This window comes from Modestobacter sp. Leaf380, assembly GCF_001424485.1.
GTDB lineage: Bacteria > Actinomycetota > Actinomycetes > Mycobacteriales > Geodermatophilaceae > Klenkia.
Window position 1 is genome coordinate 18,292 of record NZ_LMQC01000002.1, and the last position, 18,715, is coordinate 37,006.

Consider the following 18,715-nt stretch of genomic DNA (forward strand, 5'->3'; position numbering starts at 1 on the left):
CTCAGCAGAAGCCCGGCGTACCCGCCCAGGCCACCTCGGCCGGGGGGACGTCGTCGCGCAGCACCTGGCCCTCGATGAGCCCGTAGGGCCGGTCGGTGGCGTGGTAGACGGCGGCCGCGCTGCCCTCGGGGTCGTTGTCCAGGCCGAACGCGCCGAGGTCCTGCAGGAAGTGGTGCTTGTTCGGCATCGACATCCGCACCTCGGCGACCTCGGGCACCCTCTCCAGGACGGCGGTGCCCATCGCGAAGAGCGTCTGCTGCAGGGCCAGCGAGTGGGTCGAGGCGAAGGTCTCCAGCAACGTCGTGCGGACGGTGTCGAAGACGACGTCCCAGTCCAGGTCGGTGCCGACGTAGCGCCAGCGGGCGGTCACCGCGGTGGCCAGCACACGGTCCCGGGTCTCGGGCAGCGTCGTGTACGCATCGCGCGGGAAGCCCCAGAACTCCGACCCGGTCGACTTGAGCACCACCAGGTCGCTCAGCCCGGCCAGCACGTGCAGGTCGTCGCCGTCGGCGGTGACGACGGCGGTGCGCACCTCGCCACCGGCCCGGCGGAACGCGTGGTCGTGCGGCTGCCCGCCCACGCGGATCCGGTCCCACCCGTAGGACTCGACGGCGACCCGGGCGCCGGAGACCCAGTCGTAGGAGCCGGCGAAGTGGGTGGCCAGCCGGAGGCCGAACGCCTCGGGGCTGCCCACGCCGTCCCGGGCGAAGGCGAAGACGGTGTTCTTCTGCGCGTCCGTGGTCAGCACGTGGGCGTTGTCGCCGGTGAGGTGCGCGGCGGCGAAGTCACCCCGCAGCGCGGAGCTGACGTTCAGGTCGACCAGGGAGTGTCGCGGGGTGGAGCGGTCGACCGCGACCACCCGCACCTCGGCCTTCCCGTACTGGTTGGGTCCGAGCACGATCGCCATGCGCGCAGCCTCTCCGATCGGTGTTGCCGTGGTGTTGCACGTGGAACCACGAAGGGACCACGGGGGACGTCTCCTCACGAACCCCGGTAGGTGGAGAAGGCGAACGGGGCCAGCAGGAGCGGCACGTGGTGGTGCGCGGCCGGGTCGACGACGGAGAACTCCAGCGTCACCGAGGGGTAGAAGGTCTCCCGGTCCTGCGCGGCGAACCACTCCCCGGTGCCGAAGACCACCCGGTGCGGGCCCGCCTCGGTGTCGCCGTCGGCGAGACGGGCCCGGCCGTCGGCGTCGGTGACGCCCTCGGCCAGCACCGTGGAGCCGCGCAGCAGCTGCACCGTCATCCCCGCGGCGGGGCGGCCGAGCACCGAGTCCAGGACGTGCGTGGAGACGCTCACGCGACCAGCCCCCGGACCCGCAGCTCGGTGATCTGGGCGAGCTGCTCCAGCACCTCGGGTCGCTCCTGCTCCGGGGTGTGGGTCAGGCGGCGCTGCAGCTCGGCCAACATCTCCGCCGGGGTGCGGCCGGCGGCGCGGATGAGGAAGACGTGGTCGAAGCGGTCCTCGTACGCGCGGTTGCCCGCCAGGATCGCCTCCGTGACCTGCTCGTCGGCCGAGCCCATCGAGGACTGCTCCCGCCGGGAGGACGCCGCCTCCGCCGAGTCCCCGGACACCCGGTCGCCGATCCGGGGGTGCGCGGCCAGGGCCTGCGCGACCTCCTCCCACGGGAGCGCACGGGACACCTCGCCGGCCCGGGCGACCAGCGCGTCGGCCGAGCCGTAGGGCCGGCCGGCGGCCACCGCCGGGGCGAAGGAGGCGGCGGCGTTGCACGAGCGCAGCGCCGCCGTCACCTGAGCGACGTCCGCGGTGTCGAAGCTGGTCACGGTCCAGCCGTCGGAGGGCATGGCTGCGAGGATGCCAGGGCAGGTCCAACCGAGCTGAGGAGTGCGTGTGATCGACGTCCAGGTGGTCGGGCCCGAGGTCCAGCGGTCGGAGGAGGTGCTCACCCCGGAGGCGCTGCAGTTCATCGGGCAGCTGCAGCACCTCTTCGGCGCCAGCCGCGACGAGCTGCTGGCCACCCGCGCGCTGCGCCGGCAGGCCATCGCCGACGGCGAGCCGCTGGACTTCCGCAGCGAGACCGCCGACGTCCGGGAGATGGACTGGCAGGTCCCGCCGCCCCCGCCGGGCCTCACCCGGCGCCGGGTCGAGATCACCGGGCCGACCGAGCCGAAGATGGCGATCAACGCCCTCAACTGCGGTGCCGACGTGTGGCTGGCCGACCTGGAGGACGCCAACACCCCGCACTGGCACAACGTGGTCACCGGCCAGCTGGTGCTGCGCGACGCCGTCCGGGGGTCGCTGTCGTTCACCAGCCCCGAGGGCAAGCAGTACGCCGTCCGCCCGGACGCCGTGCTGCCCACGATCGTGCCCCGCCCGCGCGGCTGGCACCTGGACGAGCGGCACGTGCTCGTCGACGGCGACCCGGTGGTCGGCGCGTTCGTCGACGCCGGGCTGTACCTGTTCCACAACGCCGTCTCCCAGCTCGAGCGCGGCAGCGGGCCCTACTTCTACCTGCCCAAGATGGAGTCCCACCTGGAGGCGCGGCTGTGGGCCGACGTCTTCGTGCACTGCGAGCGCGAGCTGGGCATCCCGCGCGGCTCGATCCGGGCCACCATGCTCATCGAGACCATCCCGGCCGCGTTCGAGATGGACGAGATGCTCTACGAGCTCCGCGAGCACGCCACCGGCCTGAACGCGGGCCGCTGGGACTACCTGTTCAGCGTGGTCAAGGTCTTCCGGGACGCCGGGCCCGAGTTCGTGCTGCCCGACCGCTCCGCGGTCACGATGACCGCCCCGATGATGCGCGCCTACTCCGAGCAGCTGGTCGCGACCTGCCACCGCCGCGGCGCGATGGCGATCGGCGGGATGGCCGCGGCCATCCCCAGCCGCCGCGACGCCGAGGCCAACGAGCGGGCCCTGGCCAAGGTCCGTGAGGACAAGACCCGGGAGGCCGGCGACGGCTTCGACGGCTCCTGGGTCGCCCACCCGGACCTGGTCGGCGTCTGCCGCGAGGTGTTCGAGGGCGTCCTCGGGGACGCCGACAACCAGCTCACCCGGCAGCGGGACGACGTGCACGTGACCCGGGAGCAGCTGCTCGACGTCGCCGGCGTGCCCGGGGAGCGCACCGAGGTGGGCCTGCGGGCCAACGTCGAGGTCGGCATCCGCTACCTCGCCGCCTGGCTGTCCGGGAACGGCGCGGTCGGCATCCACGGTCTGATGGAGGACGCCGCCACCGCCGAGATCAGCCGCTCCCAGGTCTGGCAGTGGGTCCGCTCGGGCGTCGTGCTGGACACCGGGGAGACGGTGACCGCGGAGTTCGTGCACCGGGTCATCGAGGAGGAGGTCGCCGGCATCGGCGAGCTGGACCGGCTGGAGGACGCCCGCCGGCTCTTCGAGCAGGTCGCGCTCGCCGACGAGTTCCCGGACTTCCTCACCCTGCCCGCCTACGCGCTCATCGACTAGGGCCGGCGCCGTGATCCCCGAGGACGTCTACGCCGAGCTGGACCGGCGGCTCGCGCCGGTCGACGCGGCGCGGGCGGCGGCGTACCCGGGGGAGCGGTCCACCCGGCAGCCGGTGCACACCTGCTACGTGCCGGCCGACGCCGTCGTACCCGGGCTGACCACGGCCTGGGGGACGGCGGCGCTGGCCGCGCTGGACGAGCACGGCCTGCCCGACCTGGGGCTGGACCCCGGCCTGGTCGAGCAGGTGCTGCCCCGGGTGCGGGAGAAGCTGGCCCGCGAGCCCGTCGAGGACCTGCGGGTGGACAGCGAGGACGGCTACCGCGGCCCGCCCGACCGTGAGGACGACGACGTGACGACGGCGGCGCGGGTGCTGGCCGCCGAGCCGGTGCTGCCGCTGGTCTGGGGCACCCGGGCCAAGTCGCTGGAGGGCCCGACCCGGCACCGCGGTGTCCGGTCCCTGGACCTCTTCCTGGGCGGGCTGTCCGGCCGGGACCGGGCGGTGGTGACGCTGCCCAAGGTCACCGCCGTCGAGCAGGTGGCCGCGTTCCTCCCGGTGCTCGACGCGCTGGAGCAGGCGCACGGCCTGGCCCTGGACCTGGAGCTGCAGGTCGAGACCCCGCAGGCCGTGCTGGGGGCCGACGGCGTCGCCACGCTGGCGGCGATGCTGCACGCCGGCGGCGGGCGGGTGACGGGGCTGCACTACGGCACCTACGACTACTCGGCGTCCCTGGGCATCGCCGCGGCCCACCAGGCCAGCGACCACCCGGCCGCCGACCACGCCAAGGCCACGATGCAGGTCGCGGTCGCCGGAACCGGGGCGCGCGCGGTCGACGGCTCGACCAACGTGCTGCCGGTCGGTGACCGGGACGCGGTGCACCACGGGTGGCAGCTGCACGCCGGGCTGGTCCGCCGGGCCCTGGAGCGCGGCTTCTACCAGGGCTGGGACCTGCACCCCGCCCAGCTGGTCACCCGGTACGTGGCCACCTACGCCTTCTTCCGGGCCGCGCTGCCGGCTGCCGGGGCCCGGCTGGCGGCCTACGTCAGCCGGGTCGACGGCGGGGTCCTGGACGAGCCGGCCACCGCGCGTGCCCTGGCCACGGTGGTGCTGCGCGGTCTGGACTGCGGTGCGCTGGACGTCGCCGAGGTCGAGCAGGCCACGGGCCTGCGGCGCGACGACCTCGACGGCCTGGCCGGCCGGCGGGGAGCGTGATCACGACACGCCGGTATGTGCGCGCTCACATCTCGTGTCCGGACGAACGTCCAGGTCAGACGGGTGGTCGCCGGACAGTCGTCCAGACGGCGCGGGGGTGGCTGGCCCCCTGGGCCTGCAGTCCCCCATGATGGGCTGTCCGGACAGGTCGAGCCGGGTGGGTCGGGTGGGAGGTCACGTGGACACCGAGCGAGGTGCTGACGTGGCTGCGCCGTCCCCGCCGTCCCCGCCGCGCCTCTCGGCCGAGGCCCCGACCGCACCGGTCATCGTCGCCTCCCCGCTGCCCGGCGGTCCGGTGGACCGGCCCGGGACGGGACGGGTGCACCGCGTCGCCGTGGTCGGCGGTGACGACGAGCTGGTCGCCGTCGCCCTGGGCTGGCTGCGCGAGGGCGTCGCCGCGGGGGAGCTGACCGTGGCCGCCGTCTTGCCCGCCCTGGCCGCGCACGTGCGCGAGCAGCTGCCCGACGTGGAGGTCGTCGAGCTCACCGGGGACTCCCCGCGCGAGCCCGACGCCATCGCCTGCCAGCTCAAGCTGCTCGACCGGGCCACCGCCGAGGGGCGTCGACTGCGGGTGCTGGGCCAGGTCCGCGAGCGGGAGTCGCGGGCGTGGGACGAGCGGGTCCACGGCGAGGCCGCCCACCAGCACGTGTTCGCAGGTCAGCCGTTCGCCTCGCTGTGCGTCTACGACCGGCGGTCCACGCCGCCGGCCGTGCTGGAGGCCGCTGTCGCGGCCCACCCCGAGGTGGTCACCGACGACCGGACCGTGGCGAACGCCGGGTACCTGCCCCCGGAGCAGCTGCTGGCCTCGCTGCCCTGGCCGGTGGAGCCGCTGCAGGCCTACCCGCCGCTGCTCGCCGTGGAGGACGCGCCGTCCCTGCCCGAGCTCCGGCACCAGCTGGCCCGGGCGCTGCACGGCCGCGCCGGCAGCCGGGACGCCGAGGAGGACTTCCACCTGGCCGCGAGCGAGATCGCCGCGAACGCCTTCCGGCACGGTGGCCGCCCGGTCGGTGCCCGGGTGTGGGCGTCGGCGGACCGGCTGGTCTGCACCATCTCCGACGGCGGCCACGCCTACTCCGGCATCCTCTCCGGCTACCGCCCGGCCCACGGCGACGACCTGTCCCGCGGCGGCATGGGCCTCTGGCTGGCCCGCAAGCTCTGCGACCACGTCGACCTGCAGACCACCGAGGCCGGGCTCACCGTCCGGCTGTCCAGCGCCGTCCGGCACTGACCCCGCGTCGGGCTTGACTCGGACGGTCTCTCACCGCTGAGCTACCCCCTGTGATCGTGGTGACCGCGGCAGGCGGCAAGACCGGGACGGCGGTGGTCCGCGCGCTGCGGGCGCGCGGTGAGGACGTGCGCGCCGTGGTGGGCTCGGCCCGCCCACGTCCGGCGCTGGACGGCACGGGCGCCGAGGTCGTCGTCGCCGACCTGGTGGGCGCGCCCGGCGGGCTGCCGCTGGCGGGCGCGGACGCGCTGTACCTCATCTGGCCCAACGTCGAGCCCAGCGAGGCGGCCGGCGCGCCGACGGCCTTCCGGGCCGCGGCGGACGCCGGGGTGGGCCGCGTCGTCTACCACTCGGTGCTGCGACCGCAGCTGCGCTCGATGCCGCACCACGCGGCCAAGGACCGTGCCGAGGAGGCGCTGGACGGCGTCGGCGTGCCGTGGCGGGTGCTGCAGCCGTGCGCGTACGCCGACAACTTCGACGCCCAGCTGGCCACGGTCGCCGACACCGGGGAGCTGCGCAGCCCGTGGGGGCTGAGGACGGCGCAGTCGCTGGTGGACCTGCGAGACGTCGCCGAGGCCGCGGTCGTGCTGCTCACCGAGGACGGCCTGGACGGCGGCACGTTCGAGGCGGTCGGTCCGCAGCCGCTCACCGCGCCGGACCTGGCGGCCGCGGTCGGTACGCACCTGGGCCGGCCGGTGACCGCCGTCGACAGCCGGCCCGCCACGGGTGAGGACTACGCCGGCCGCTGCCTGCGCACGATGTTCGACTGGTACCGCGCGCACGGGTTCACCGGCAGCCCACGCGTGCTCACCACGCTGCTCGGCCGCCCGCCACGGACCTTCGCCGACCACCTCGCCGCGCTGACCAGCGACGACGCCGGGTTACGGTGACCGGCGTGGAGGACGCCCTGGACGTGATCCTGGCCCAGTGGGGCCGGGAACGGCCCGATCTGGACTGCTCGCCGATGGGCGTGATCGGCCGGATCAGCCAGCTGCAGCGCGAGGTGTTCCTGGCCCAGCGGGCCACCTTCGCCCGGCACGGGCTGGACGCGCCCTCCTTCGACGTGCTGGCCGCGCTGCGCCGGGCCGGGGAGCCCTACCAGCTGACCCCCACCGCACTGATGCGCACGGCGCTGGTCACCAGCGGTGCGATCACCCAGCGGCTGGACCGGCTGGAGGAGAAGGGCCTGATCACCCGGGGCCGCAGCGAGGCCGACGGGCGGGCCGTCGTCGTCACCCTCACCGAGGCCGGCCGGACGGCGCTGGACACCGCCCTGCCCGACCACCTGGAGACCGAGCGCGGCATGCTCGCCGGGCTCAGCGCCGCCGAGCAGCGGCAGCTGGCCGACCTGCTGCGCCGGTTCCTGGTGGCCCTGGGCCGGGTCCCCGACGGGCCGCCGCGCGACCCCAGCTGACCGCGCGGGGCGGGTGCCTCAGCCCGCGGCCGCGAGCCGTCCGGCGGTCGTCCCGCAGCTGCCCCGGACGACCAGCTCGACGTCGGGGGGTCCTGCGCTCGGTGGTCGTACGGCCGGGCCGTGGAGGAGCCCGTCGACCAGGCGGGTGGCCGGCCCGGCCAGGTGGTGTCGGACGACGGTCAGCCCCGGTCGGCTGAACGCGGCGCCAGGGGCGTCGCCGCAGCTCACCAGGGCCACGTCCTCGGGCACCCGGACGCCCAGCCGACGGAGGTCGGACAGCAGGTGCCACGCCGTCCGGTCGCTCTCCGCCACGACGGCCGACGCACCCGACGTGGCCAGGGCGGTGGCGACCGTGGGGCCGGTCCCGGCTGGGTCCCGTCCGACGGTGACGACCCGGACCCGAGCCGTCGACGGACCGACGGTGGACCGGCGCAGCAGGGCCTGTGCCCGGGCCGCCTCCGGGTCCCCGACCACCACGTGGACGACCGCGTGCCCGACGGACCGCAGGTGCCGCACCGCGAGCACCCCGGAGCTCGTCCACGTGTTGTGCTCGCCCTCCCAGTCGTGCGCTGACTGCAGGGGCACCGTCCCGGCTGCATCCCGCAGCCGCGGGAGGTCGACCTCCTGCGACGGGCACAGCAGGGCGATCCCGTCGACCTGCTGTGCGGCCAGCTCCTGCACTGCCCGGGTCAGGGAACCGGGGCACCCGTCGGGCACCGTGCGGACCACCAGGGCCCTCCCGGTCAGCCGGGTCGCGCGCTCGACGGCGGCCACCCACGTCGCCGACTCCGGGTCCAGTGGTCCACCCAGCACGACCCCGAGCGCGCCCGCCCGCCCGCTCGCCAGTGTTCGTGCCGCGCTCGAGGGTCGGTAGTCGAGTTCCTGCACCACCTGTTGGACCCGCGCCCGTGTCCCGGCAGAGACGTAGCGGTGCCCCTGGACCACCCGGGTGACGGTCGCGCGGGACACCCCGGCCCTGCGGGCCACCTCCTCGATCGCGTTCACGCCGGGGACGGTGCTGCGACGAGGGTCATGGACGCATCTTCGTGTTATCGGTAACATCCGTCTAGTGGGTCACACCGGTGAGCCCCACTCGACCCGCACCGGGGGCACGACGTGCCCCGGGAGGAGACCCACCCGATGGCAACCGTCGTGTACGACCGCGTCACCCGCGCCTACCCGGGGACGCCTCGACCCGCCGTCGACGCACTCGACCTGCAGATCGCCGACGGCGAGTTCCTGGTCCTCGTCGGCCCGTCCGGCTGCGGCAAGTCCACCTCGCTGCGGATGCTCGCCGGCCTCGAGGACATCGACGGCGGACGGATCCTCATCGGGGACAGGGACGTGTCCGACGTCAGCCCCAAGGACCGGGACATCGCGATGGTCTTCCAGAACTACGCGCTGTACCCGCACATGTCCGTCGCCGAGAACATGGGCTTCGCGCTCAAGATCGCCGGCATGGACAAGACCGAGCTGAGGAGCCGGGTCGAGGACGCGGCGCGCGTGCTGGACCTCACCGAGTACCTGGACCGCAAGCCCAAGGCCCTGTCCGGTGGTCAGCGGCAGCGGGTCGCGATGGGCCGGGCGATCGTCCGGCGGCCCCAGGTGTTCTTGATGGACGAGCCGCTGTCCAACCTGGACGCCAAGCTCCGGGTGCAGACCCGCACCCAGATCGCCTCGCTGCAGCGCCGCCTGGGTGTCACCACCGTCTACGTCACCCACGACCAGGTCGAGGCCATGACCATGGCCGACCGCGTCGCGGTGCTCAAGGACGGTCTCCTGCAGCAGGTCGGCACCCCCCGGGACCTGTACGACCGGCCGGCCAACTCCTTCGTCGCCGGCTTCATCGGCTCGCCGGCGATGAACCTGCTCCGGCTGCCGGTCGCCGACGGGGGAGTGCTCTTCGGCTCCCACGTGGTGCCGGTGCAGGCCGCGGCGCTCGCCGAGGCGCGCGAGGGGTCCCTCACCATCGGCGTGCGGCCGGAGGACCTCGCAGTGGGCACGGAGGGCCTGTCCGTCCGGGTGGAGGTCGTGGAGGAGCTCGGGGCCGACGCCTTCGCGTACGGTCAGGTCGACGCACAGGGGGCGCCGCAGCCGGTCGTCGTCCGCGTCGACGGGCGTGCCGTCCCCGAGAAGGGGACCGAGGTCCGGGTGCTGGCCCGGCCCGAGCGGCTGCACGTGTTCGCCGACTCCGACGGGCGGCGGCTCACCTGATCCACCGGGGCGTCCCCGTGTCCACGACCGGGGACGCCCCGGTCCGCCACACCGGCGTCGCGGGGCCGCACTCGAGCAGGTGTCAGGCCCCCGGTGCCCGGGTCGTGGACTCCCGCACCACCAGCGCGGACTGCAGCGAGGGTGTGGCCGGCACCTGTGTACCGGTGATGCGACCCAGCAGCTCGGCCACCGCGGCCCTGCCCTGGGCGGCGAAGTCCACGCGGACCGTGGTCAGCGGAGGGGTGAAGAACGCCGCCTCCGGGATGTCGTCGACGCCGGTGACGCTGACGTCACCGGGGACGGACAGGCCCCGCACCGTCAGGGCGCGCACCGCCCCCAGGGCCATCTGGTCGTTGGCCGCCACGACCGCCGTCGCACCCCCCGTGCCACCCAGCTGACCGATCGCGGCGTAGCCGGATGCTGCCGACCAGTCCCCGTGCACCAGTGCGACCGACTGCAGACCACGCCGCGCGACGGCCGACTCGTAGGCGCGGGCACGGTTGCGCGCGGCGGCCCACGTGGACGGTCCGGCGATGTGCACCAGGGACCGGTGGCCCAGGTCCGCCAGGTGGTCCACGAGGGCCGGCAGGCCGGTCGAGGACAGCTCGCTGGGTGCTCCCGAGCGGTCTTCGTCGGCCTCGGCGGCGATGAAGGCGGGCACCCGGAAGTCGGTGGCCTCCAGGGCCTCGGTCATCTCGTCGGTCGAGGCCAGCGCGAGCACCCCCGCGAGGTCGTGCTTGGCCACCAGCGCCAGAGCGCTGTCGATCGAGGTCCGGTCGGTCATGTCCAGGGTCACGATGTCGAGCAGGTACCCGGCCTCGCGGGCCGCGGCACTGGCTCCCTGGGCGATCCTGCTGGGACCGACCTGGTCGATCTCGTGGGTGAGGGCCCCCAGCCGATGGGACCGGCCGGTGGTCAGCGACCGGGCGGTCAGGTTCGGGCGGTAGTCCAGCGCCTCCAGGGCCTCGGTGACGCGCTCCCGGGTCTCGGGTCTGATGCCCTGGTAGCCCTTGAGCAGCCGGCTGACCGTCTGTCCCGAGACGCCGGCCATGCGGGCCACGTCGTAGATGGTGGCCGGACGGGCTTCGGACACCGCGGCGTCCGGTGACTGCGGGGTCTGACCCGACGCGGTCATGTGCTGGCTCTCCTGCCTGTCCCCGCGTGACTCGCGGTGGCGCACCGGTCGTCCGCCCGCTGCTGGACGGTCCGTGCGTCAGCTCACCACGTCTGGTGCACGTTACCGATGACATTCGCCAACCACAGCTCTTGTTATCGGTAACATCCCGTGCGAGTGTGGCGCGGCACACTCGCCTCGCACCGACGGAGAACCACCTCGATGAGCTCGCTGCCCACCTCGCACGCCCCCAGCCGGGTCCTCTTCGGCGCGGCCTACTACGCGGAGTACCAGCAGACCGACCGGCTGGAGCAGGACCTCGACCTGATGGCGGCCGCCGGTTTCACGGTGATCCGGGTCGGTGAGTCGGTGTGGTCGACGTGGGAACCCCGCGACGGCGAGTTCGACCTGGAGTGGCTGCTGCCGGTGCTCGACGGGGCCCACGCCCGGGGGATCAGCGTCGTCCTGGGCACACCGACCTACGCCGTCCCCCCGTGGCTGCAGCAGGCCCACCCCGAGATCGCCGCCGAGCGCAGCACCGGGGAGCGGATCCCGTGGGGCGCCCGCCAGGAGGTGGACTACACCCACCCGGCGTTCCTGTTCCACGCCGAACGGGTCGTCCGCGCCGTGCTGCGCCGCTACGCCACCCACCCCGCGGTGATCGGCTTCCAGGTCGACAACGAGCCGGGTCTGGAGCTGTTCCACAACCAGGGCGTCTTCAGCCGGTTCGTGCGTCGGCTCAAGGCCGAGTTCGGCGACGTCGAGACCCTCAACCGGGAGTGGGGCCTCGCCTACTGGTCACACCGCCTGGACGACTGGTCGGAGCTGTGGCGCCCGGAGGGCAACAGCTTCCCGCAGTACGACCTGGCCTGGCGCCGGTTCCAGGCCGAGCTCACCACCGAGTTCATCGGCTGGCAGGCCGCCCTGGTGGGTGAGTACAAGGCGCCCGGCCAGTTCGTCACCACGTGCCTGCAGTACCCCCGCCGGGGCCTGGACGACGAGCAGCTGTTCGCCGGTCTCGACATCGCCGCGGGCAACCCCTACTACGGGATGCAGGACCAGCTGGCGATCGGCCAGGAGCACGAGCCGCTGGACTACTGGGTCACCAGCGGGGTGCCGGGTCTCTTCCGCCAGGCCGACCGCATGTGGGCCTCCAAGCAGGCGCGGTACCTCATCACCGAGACCAACGCCCAGGGCATCGGGGCCGCGGACACGACGTTCCCGCCCTACCCCGGTCAGCTCAAGCAGGCGGCGTACGCGTTCGTCTCCCGCGGCGCGGCGATGATCGAGTACTGGCAGTGGAACACGCTGCCCTACGGAGCCGAGACCTACTGGGGCGGGATCCTCCCGCACAGCCTCCAGCCGGGCCGGGTGTACCGGGAGATCGCCGAGATCGGTGCCGAGCTGCAGGCGGTCGGCACGACCCTGGACGGCTACGAGCCCGACGCCGATGTCGCGGTCCTGTGGTCGAACCCCAGCCGGTTCGCCCTGCAGTTCATGCCGCCCTTCCGCACCGACGGGGTGGCCGACGACGCTGCCTACGAGAAGATCGTCGACGCCTTCCACCGCGGTGTCGTCGACTCCGGTCGACAGGCCCGGCTGCTGCACACCGGTCAGGCCCTGGCCCTGGGAGCGCAGGCGCTGGTCGACCGCTTCCCGGTGCTGGTCGCCGCCGGGGTGTACGTCGCCACCGACGACGAGCTGGACCTGCTGGCCGAGTACGCCCGGCTGGGCGGTCACCTCGTCCTGGGTCCCCGCACCGGCTACGCCGACGAGCAGGCCCGGGCCCGTGCCGCTGTGTCGCCGGCGCGGCTCGCAGCGGCGGCCGGCGTCCACTACGCGGAGTTCAGCAACCTGCTCGCCGCCGTCCCCGTGCACGCGGTCGGCCCCGACCTCCAGGCCACCGGTCACGCCCGGGACTGGGTCGACGGGCTGGTGCTCGACGGCGCCACGCCCCTCGCCTCCTACGACCACCCGCACTTCGGCACCTTCCCGGCCGTGACCACGCACGCCCACGGTCGGGGTCGGGTCACCGTGGTCGGTTGCCTGCCCTCCCCGGACCTGGCGGCCGCCGTCCTCGCCTGGGCCCAGCCCGCCCCGGTGGCTGCGGCCCTGGGCGCCGCAGGGAGCCCCCAGGTGACCGTGTCGTCGGGCCGACTGCCGGACGGACGGCGGGCCTGGTTCGTCTTCAACTGGGGCTGGGCCCCCACCGATCTGGTCCTGAGCTCTTCCGTCCAGGACCTGACGACCGGGAGCCTGCACACCAGCGGCTCCGCGATCGCCCTCGATGCCTGGTCGACGCACGCCCTGGTCGACCAGTGACCCACCCCCGGCCGCCCTGGCGCGGGACTGCACCCACAGAGAGAGCAACGATGAAGAAGGCACCGCGCACCGCACTGGCCATGGCGACCAGCGCCGCGATCCTGGGCATGACGCTCGCGGGATGTTCCTCCGGTGGCGGGGAGGACGACACCGCAGGCTCCGAGCCGGTCTCCCAGGCCGACATCGACGAGGCGCTGCAGACCCCGACCGAGCTGACGTTCTGGACCTGGGTGCCCGACATCGAGGACGAGGTGGCCCTCTTCGAGGCGGCGTACCCCGCCATCGACGTCACCGTCGAGAACGTCGGCCAGGGCCTGGACCACTACCAGAAGGTGCGCACGGCCCTCGAGGCCGGCGACGGCGCCCCCGACGTCATCCAGGTCGAGTACCAGTACATCCCCTCCTTCACCCTCACCGACTCGTTGCTGGACCTGACCCCCTACGGGGCCGCGGACATCAGCGGCGACTACGTCGACTGGGCCTGGAACCAGGTCTCCTCCGACGAGGGCATCTGGGCGATCCCGCAGGACATCGGCCCGATGGGCAACCTCTACCGGTCCGACATCATGGCCCAGGCCGGCGTCACCGAGCCCCCGGCCACCTACGCCGACTACGCCACCGCGGCCGAGCAGGTCCGCAGTGCCACCGGCAGCTACATCTCCAACCTGCCGAGCAACGACCCGGCCCAGGTCACCGGTCTGCTCTGGCAGGCCGGCGTCCGGCCGTGGAGCTGGGACGGCGACCAGACGGTCTCCATCGACGTCAACAGCCCCGAGGCGCAGGAGGTCATGACCTACTGGCAGGACCTGATCGACCGCGACCTGGTCGGGACCGATGCCGACTTCAACGACGCCTTCTACCAGGGCCTGTCGACCGGCACCTACGCCGGCTGGCTGACCGCGGCCTGGGGCCCGATCTTCCTGCAGGGCACGGCCGAGGCGACCTCGGGCCAGTGGTCGGCAGCCCCGCTGCCGCAGTGGGAGGAGGGCCAGGAGGTCTCCGGCAACTGGGGCGGGTCCACCGACGCCGTGCTGTCCACCACGGAGAACCCGATCGCCGCGGCGGCCCTGGCGCAGTTCATCAACCACGACCCCGAGTCGACGGCGCTCTTCGCCAACCAGCAGTTCCTCTTCCCGGCCAGCACCGAGCTGCTCGCCGACGAGTCCTTCACCGGCTCCGAGGTCGCGTTCTTCGGTGGTCAGAAGGTGAACGAGCTCTTCGCCGGCATCGCCGAGACGGTGGACACCGACTTCACCTGGCTGCCCTTCATGGAGTTCGTCTACTCCTCGTTCAACGAGACCGTCGGCACCGCCATCGGTGACCGCGGCGACCTCGTCGGCGCCCTCGACGACTGGCAGGCCCAGATCGTCCGCTACGCCGAGGACCAGGGCTTCACCGTCGAGTAACCGTCCGCGGTGGGGCGGCACCAGGACCTGGTGTCGCCCCACCCGGCCCCGTCAGGCAGAGGAACCCCATGGCGAGCACCACCACGACGCACCGACCCACCGCGACCAGGCGGCGCAAGCAGGCTGCGGCCGCCTACCTGTTCATCGCACCGTTCTTCCTGGTCTTCACCACGATGCTGGTGGTCCCGCTGGGCTACTCCCTGTACCTGAGCCTCTTCCAGGACCGGCTCATCGGCGGGACGTCCTTCGTGGGGCTGGACAACTACGTCCAGGCCCTCACGGACTCGGCGTTCTTCGGCGGGCTGGGACGCATGGCGGTGTTCCTCGTCGTCCAGGTGCCGATCATGCTCGGGGTGGCCCTGTTCCTGGCCCTGGCGCTGGACAGCGGTCGCGCCCGAGGCTCCAAGGCGCTGCGGCTGGTCTACTTCGTGCCCTACGCCGTCCCCGGCGTCGTCGCCACCCTCATGTGGGGCTACCTGTACGGCCGCGACTTCGGCCCGATCGCCCAGCTGGCCCGGGCCGTGGGTCTGGACACCCCGACCTTCCTGGACTCCGGCAGCATCCTCGGCTCGATGATGAACATCGTCACCTGGGAGTACGTCGGCTACAACATGATCATCATGTACGCCGCGCTGCGGTCGATCCCGACCGAGCTCTACGAGGCCGCCGAGATGGACGGTGCCAGCCAGGCCCGCATCGCCTGGAGCATCAAGATCCCCGCCATCCGCCCGGCGATCCTGCTGACGGTCATCTTCTCGGTGATCGGGACCTTCCAGCTCTTCAACGAGCCCAGCCTCCTGGACACCATCGCGCCCAACGCGATCTCCAACGCCTTCACCCCGAACTTCTACGCGTACAACCTCGCCTTCGTGAACCAGGACGTGAACTACGCAGCCGCGATCGCCTTCCTCCTCGGGCTCTTCATCGCGGTCGTGTCCTACGTCGTCCAACTGGGCTCCGCACGCGGGGAGCGCAAGCAGGAGAGCTCCCGATGACCACCACGTTGCTCCCGCCCGTGGAACGCCCCACGGCACCCCCGGCACGACGACGGCGCAACCCGCGCGACCGGCGCAGCACCCCGCTGACGGTCCTGCTGTGGCTCTGTGCCGCCTACTTCCTGCTGCCCCTGGTCTGGCTGGTCATCGCCAGCACCAAGGACAACGCGGACCTGTTCTCCACGTTCGGGCTCTGGTTCGGCGAGCGGTTCTCCCTCTGGGACAACCTGGTGTCGGTGTTCACCAACCGCGACGGCATCTACGGCCGGTGGGCGCTGAACACCGTCTTCTACGCGCTGGCCAGCGGTGGCGGTGCGGCCCTGCTGTCCACGATGGCCGGCTACGCCTTCGCCAAGTACCGGTTCCCGGGCTCGCGGGCCCTGTTCAGCGTCACCCTCGGCGCGATCATGATCCCGCTGACGGCGCTGGCCCTGCCGACCTACCTGCTGTTCAACACCTTCGGGATCACCGACACCCCGTGGGCAGTCATCCTGCCCTCGCTGGTCAGCCCGTTCGGGGTCTACCTGATGCGCGTCTACGCAGCAGACGCCGTCCCGGACTCGCTGATCGAGGCGGCCCGGGTCGACGGGGCCGGGGAGTTCCGCATCTTCTGGCAGGTCAGCCTGCGGCTGCTCGGGCCCGGCGTGGTCACGGTGTTCCTCTTCGCGCTGGTCGCCACCTGGAACAACTACTTCCTGCCGCTGATCATGCTCAACCGTTCCGAGCTCTACCCCCTCACCGTCGGGCTGGCCCAGCAGCAGCTGGCCAGCGCCCAGGGGGGCGGTGGCTCCCAGGCCCTGTTCTCGACAGTGATCACCGGCTCCCTGGTGAGCATCGTGCCGCTGGTCGTGGCCTTCCTCTTCCTGCAGCGCTACTGGCAGTCGGGTCTGGCGGCCGGGTCGGTCAAGCAGTGATCGGCGGCCACCGGTTCCTCTACGGCGGGGACTACAACCCCGAGCAGTGGCCCGAGCCCGTGTGGACCGACGACGTCGCCAGGATGCGCGAGGCGGGTGTCACCACGGCCACCGTGGGGGTGTTCTCCTGGGCCGACCTGCAGCCGCGTCAGGGCGCCTTCGAGTTCGGCTGGCTGGACCGCGTGCTCGACCTGCTGCACGCCGGCGGCATCGGTGTCGACCTGGCCACCGCGACGGCGTCCCCGCCGCCCTGGGCCGGAACGGGGCACCCGGACCTCTACGCCGTCGACGAGCGTGGCGCCCGGTACTGGCACGGCAGCCGGCAGCACTACGCGCCCACGTCGGTGCGGTACCGCCGCCTGGCGGCCGAGCTGGTCCACGCCATGGCCGAGCGCTACGTCGACCACCCCGCCGTCCAGATGTGGCACGTGAACAACGAGTACGGCTGCCACGTGGCACTGGACCACTCGGCGTCCGCCGAACGGGCCTTCCGCGAGTGGCTGCAGGACCGGTACCTCACCATCGGCGGCCTCAACGACGCGTGGGGAACCTCCTTCTGGTCCCAGCGCTACGGCACCTTCGACGAGGTCACGACCCCCCGGCACGCGCCCTACAGTCGCAACCCCGCCCAGGTCCTGGACTTCCGCCGGTTCTCCTCCGACGCGCTGCTGGAGTGCTACCTGGCCGAGCGGGACGTCCTCCGGGCGGCCGGTGCCATCCAGCCGATCACCACGAACTTCATCGGGTTCAACAAGAACGTCGACTACCGCACCTGGGCGCCTGAGATCGACGTCGTCAGCGACGACTGCTACCCCGACCCCGCCCACCCCGACGGGTACCGGCACGGCGCCTTCGAACGCGACCTGGTCCGTGGGCTGAGCCCCGATCGCCCCTGGCTGCTGATGGAGCAGGCCAGCAGTGCGGTCAACTGGCGCCCCCGCAACGCGCCCAAGTCACCGGGACAGATGGCGGCCTGGTCGATGCAGTCGATCGCTCGGGGTGCCGACGGCATCCTGTTCTTCCAGTGGCGGCAGTCCCGGGCCGGTGCCGAGAAGTTCCACTCCGCGATGCTGCCGCACGCCGGGACGGGGACCCGCACCTGGCGGGAGGTGTGTGCCCTCGGTGCCCGCCTGCGCGAGCTCCCCGCGCTGCCAGCTGCCGCACCCGCGCCGGTGGCGCTGGTCCACGAGTGGGAGAACTGGTGGGCGCTGGAGGGCACGGACCACCCGGCCGACCTGGACCACCAGCAGGTGCTCACCGCCTGGCACCTGGCCACCCAGGACGAGCACCTGGCCTGCGACGTGACCGGGGCGGCGGGGCCGTTCGGGGACCGGCGGGTCGTCCTGGCCCCGGCGTTGTACCTGCTCCGCGCCGAGGCCGCCGCAGCCCTGGTCGCGTTCGTGACGGCGGGTGGGACGCTGGTGCTGACGTCCTTCAGCGACGTCGTCGACGAGTGCGACCGCCTCCGTGAGGGCGGCTTCCTGACCCAGCTGCGCGACATCGCCGGCATCGAGGTCCTCGAGCACGCCGGTGTCCCCGACGACGCCGCCCGTGCCGTCGGGCAGCTCGACCTGACCCTGGGCGGGATCGTGGAGGACGTCGAGGCGCGGGAGGCGACCGTGCTCGCCCGCTTCACCGACGGGCCCTACGCCGGCGGCCCGGCCCTGACGCGGAAGACCCACGCCTCCGGCGGTTCGGTGGTCTACGCGGCGGGACAGCTCGACCGGGCGTCGGCCCGGGCGGTCCTGCAGCTCGTGGTCCCCCAGGACGCCCGGGACCCCGACTTCGAGGGTCTCCCCGAGGACGTCGAGGCCGTGCGCCGTGGCGGGGTCGTATTCGTGGTCAACCACGCCGCCCACCCGGTCCACGTCCGGGTCGGCGGCACCGACCTGGACCTCGAGTCGCAGGAGGTCGCGGTCCTCGACGGCACCCGGCGGGTGTGAGCGTGGCGCCCGGCGCCGCCCACCCCGGGGGCATGGACGGGCGGCCGTGCGACAACTGCGGCGGCGACCGGTTCACCCGTCGCCGCCGCTGCCGTCTGTGCGGCACCCTGGGGGCGCCGCCGGCCCCGTGCGTGCCCGGTGCGGTCCGCTCGGCACCCGTCCCCCCACCAGACGGGGGTTCCGCCTGGTCCTCTGGACCGCCGGCTGTCTGAAGAACTGTCGTCCGCACGGTCGGGTCGTCCTCTGGCCGCGCGGCTGCGGGTGTCGGAGCCGCGTGACGACGACGGCACCGAACCCGGGGTGGGCAGCGGCACCGGATCCCGATCGTCCCGGCACCCTCCGTGCTGCCGCTGTCAGGCGTTCCCGCTGGTCCCACGAGCGTGACGGAGGGGACGGTCCTGGGCGAGCGCGTGGCCTGGGCAACGCCGACGGGGACGCCGTGCTCGATGATCGGGGTCGGTGGGCTGGCCGTCCACCGACCTCCCCGGATCGGATGGGCCCGGTACGACAGCAGGGCCGGGCGTGAACCGCCCGG

At 73.2% G+C, this 18,715-nt stretch carries 16 protein-coding genes; 11 read left to right on the top strand and 5 right to left on the bottom strand.

The window, feature by feature from the left end; all coding sequences use genetic code 11:
- Position 1 precedes the first annotated feature (1 nt).
- From pucL to uraD, 3 genes are all read right to left on the bottom strand, one after another.
- Positions 2-907, bottom strand: coding sequence for a factor-independent urate hydroxylase (gene pucL, locus ASG41_RS04180; RefSeq protein WP_056290450.1), 906 nt, complete (start codon positions 905-907; stop codon positions 2-4).
- A 74-nt stretch (positions 908-981) separates the two neighbouring features.
- Positions 982-1,299 (bottom strand): hydroxyisourate hydrolase, encoded by a 318-nt coding sequence (uraH, locus tag ASG41_RS04185; protein ID WP_056290453.1) that lies wholly within the window; start codon positions 1,297-1,299, stop codon positions 982-984.
- Complete coding sequence (gene uraD, locus ASG41_RS04190; RefSeq protein WP_056290455.1) at positions 1,296-1,805, bottom strand: 2-oxo-4-hydroxy-4-carboxy-5-ureidoimidazoline decarboxylase; 510 nt, start codon at positions 1,803-1,805, stop codon at positions 1,296-1,298. The genes uraH and uraD overlap by 4 nt, the downstream gene beginning before the upstream one ends.
- A gap of 46 nt (positions 1,806-1,851) precedes the next feature.
- Here uraD and aceB point away from each other — a divergent pair, with 46 nt between their 5' ends.
- From aceB to ASG41_RS04215, 5 genes are all read left to right on the top strand, one after another.
- Positions 1,852-3,423, top strand: coding sequence for a malate synthase A (gene aceB / locus ASG41_RS04195; RefSeq protein ID WP_200938714.1), 1,572 nt, complete (start codon positions 1,852-1,854; stop codon positions 3,421-3,423).
- Positions 3,424-3,433: 10 nt separating this feature from the next.
- Positions 3,434-4,633, top strand: a complete 1,200-nt coding sequence (locus ASG41_RS04200; RefSeq protein WP_056290458.1) for an aldolase — start codon at positions 3,434-3,436, stop codon at positions 4,631-4,633.
- Positions 4,634-4,835: 202 nt separating this feature from the next.
- Positions 4,836-5,861, top strand: a complete 1,026-nt coding sequence (locus tag ASG41_RS04205) for a sensor histidine kinase (RefSeq protein WP_056290460.1) — start codon at positions 4,836-4,838, stop codon at positions 5,859-5,861.
- A gap of 56 nt (positions 5,862-5,917) precedes the next feature.
- Positions 5,918-6,748, top strand: a complete 831-nt coding sequence (locus ASG41_RS04210; RefSeq protein ID WP_235564468.1) for an SDR family oxidoreductase — start codon at positions 5,918-5,920, stop codon at positions 6,746-6,748.
- Positions 6,749-6,753: 5 nt separating this feature from the next.
- A complete protein-coding gene (locus ASG41_RS04215; RefSeq protein WP_056290662.1) occupies positions 6,754-7,272 on the top strand; it encodes a MarR family winged helix-turn-helix transcriptional regulator in 519 nt (172 codons plus the stop codon).
- A gap of 18 nt (positions 7,273-7,290) precedes the next feature.
- Here ASG41_RS04215 and ASG41_RS04220 read toward each other — a convergent pair whose 3' ends face one another.
- Complete coding sequence (locus tag ASG41_RS04220) at positions 7,291-8,277, bottom strand: LacI family DNA-binding transcriptional regulator (RefSeq protein ID WP_056290466.1); 987 nt, start codon at positions 8,275-8,277, stop codon at positions 7,291-7,293.
- 135 nt (positions 8,278-8,412) lie between these two features.
- Between ASG41_RS04220 and ASG41_RS04225 the strand changes: the two genes are divergently transcribed.
- Positions 8,413-9,486: an ABC transporter ATP-binding protein gene (locus ASG41_RS04225; protein ID WP_056290663.1), complete on the top strand. Its 1,074-nt coding sequence runs from the start codon at positions 8,413-8,415 to the stop codon at positions 9,484-9,486.
- Positions 9,487-9,568: 82 nt separating this feature from the next.
- Here the strand turns inward: ASG41_RS04225 and ASG41_RS04230 are convergent, their stop codons facing one another.
- A complete protein-coding gene (locus ASG41_RS04230; protein WP_235564469.1) occupies positions 9,569-10,579 on the bottom strand; it encodes a LacI family DNA-binding transcriptional regulator in 1,011 nt (336 codons plus the stop codon).
- Positions 10,580-10,822: 243 nt separating this feature from the next.
- On the opposite strand from ASG41_RS04230, the gene ASG41_RS04235 reads away from it, so the two are divergent.
- The 5 genes from ASG41_RS04235 (at position 10,823) to ASG41_RS04255 (ending at position 18,180) form a co-directional block, all read left to right on the top strand.
- Complete coding sequence (locus tag ASG41_RS04235; protein ID WP_056290472.1) at positions 10,823-12,922, top strand: beta-galactosidase; 2,100 nt, start codon at positions 10,823-10,825, stop codon at positions 12,920-12,922.
- A gap of 50 nt (positions 12,923-12,972) precedes the next feature.
- A complete protein-coding gene (locus ASG41_RS04240) occupies positions 12,973-14,328 on the top strand; it encodes an ABC transporter substrate-binding protein (RefSeq protein ID WP_200938715.1) in 1,356 nt (451 codons plus the stop codon).
- Between the two features lie 68 nt (positions 14,329-14,396).
- Positions 14,397-15,323: a carbohydrate ABC transporter permease gene (locus ASG41_RS04245; protein WP_056290476.1), complete on the top strand. Its 927-nt coding sequence runs from the start codon at positions 14,397-14,399 to the stop codon at positions 15,321-15,323.
- Positions 15,320-16,237, top strand: coding sequence for a carbohydrate ABC transporter permease (locus tag ASG41_RS04250; RefSeq protein WP_082556558.1), 918 nt, complete (start codon positions 15,320-15,322; stop codon positions 16,235-16,237). Before ASG41_RS04245 ends, ASG41_RS04250 begins: the two co-directional genes overlap by 4 nt.
- On the top strand, positions 16,234-18,180 hold the full coding sequence (locus ASG41_RS04255; RefSeq protein ID WP_056290479.1) for a beta-galactosidase: 1,947 nt from the start codon (positions 16,234-16,236) through the stop codon (positions 18,178-18,180). Before ASG41_RS04250 ends, ASG41_RS04255 begins: the two co-directional genes overlap by 4 nt.
- Positions 18,181-18,715 lie beyond the last annotated feature (535 nt).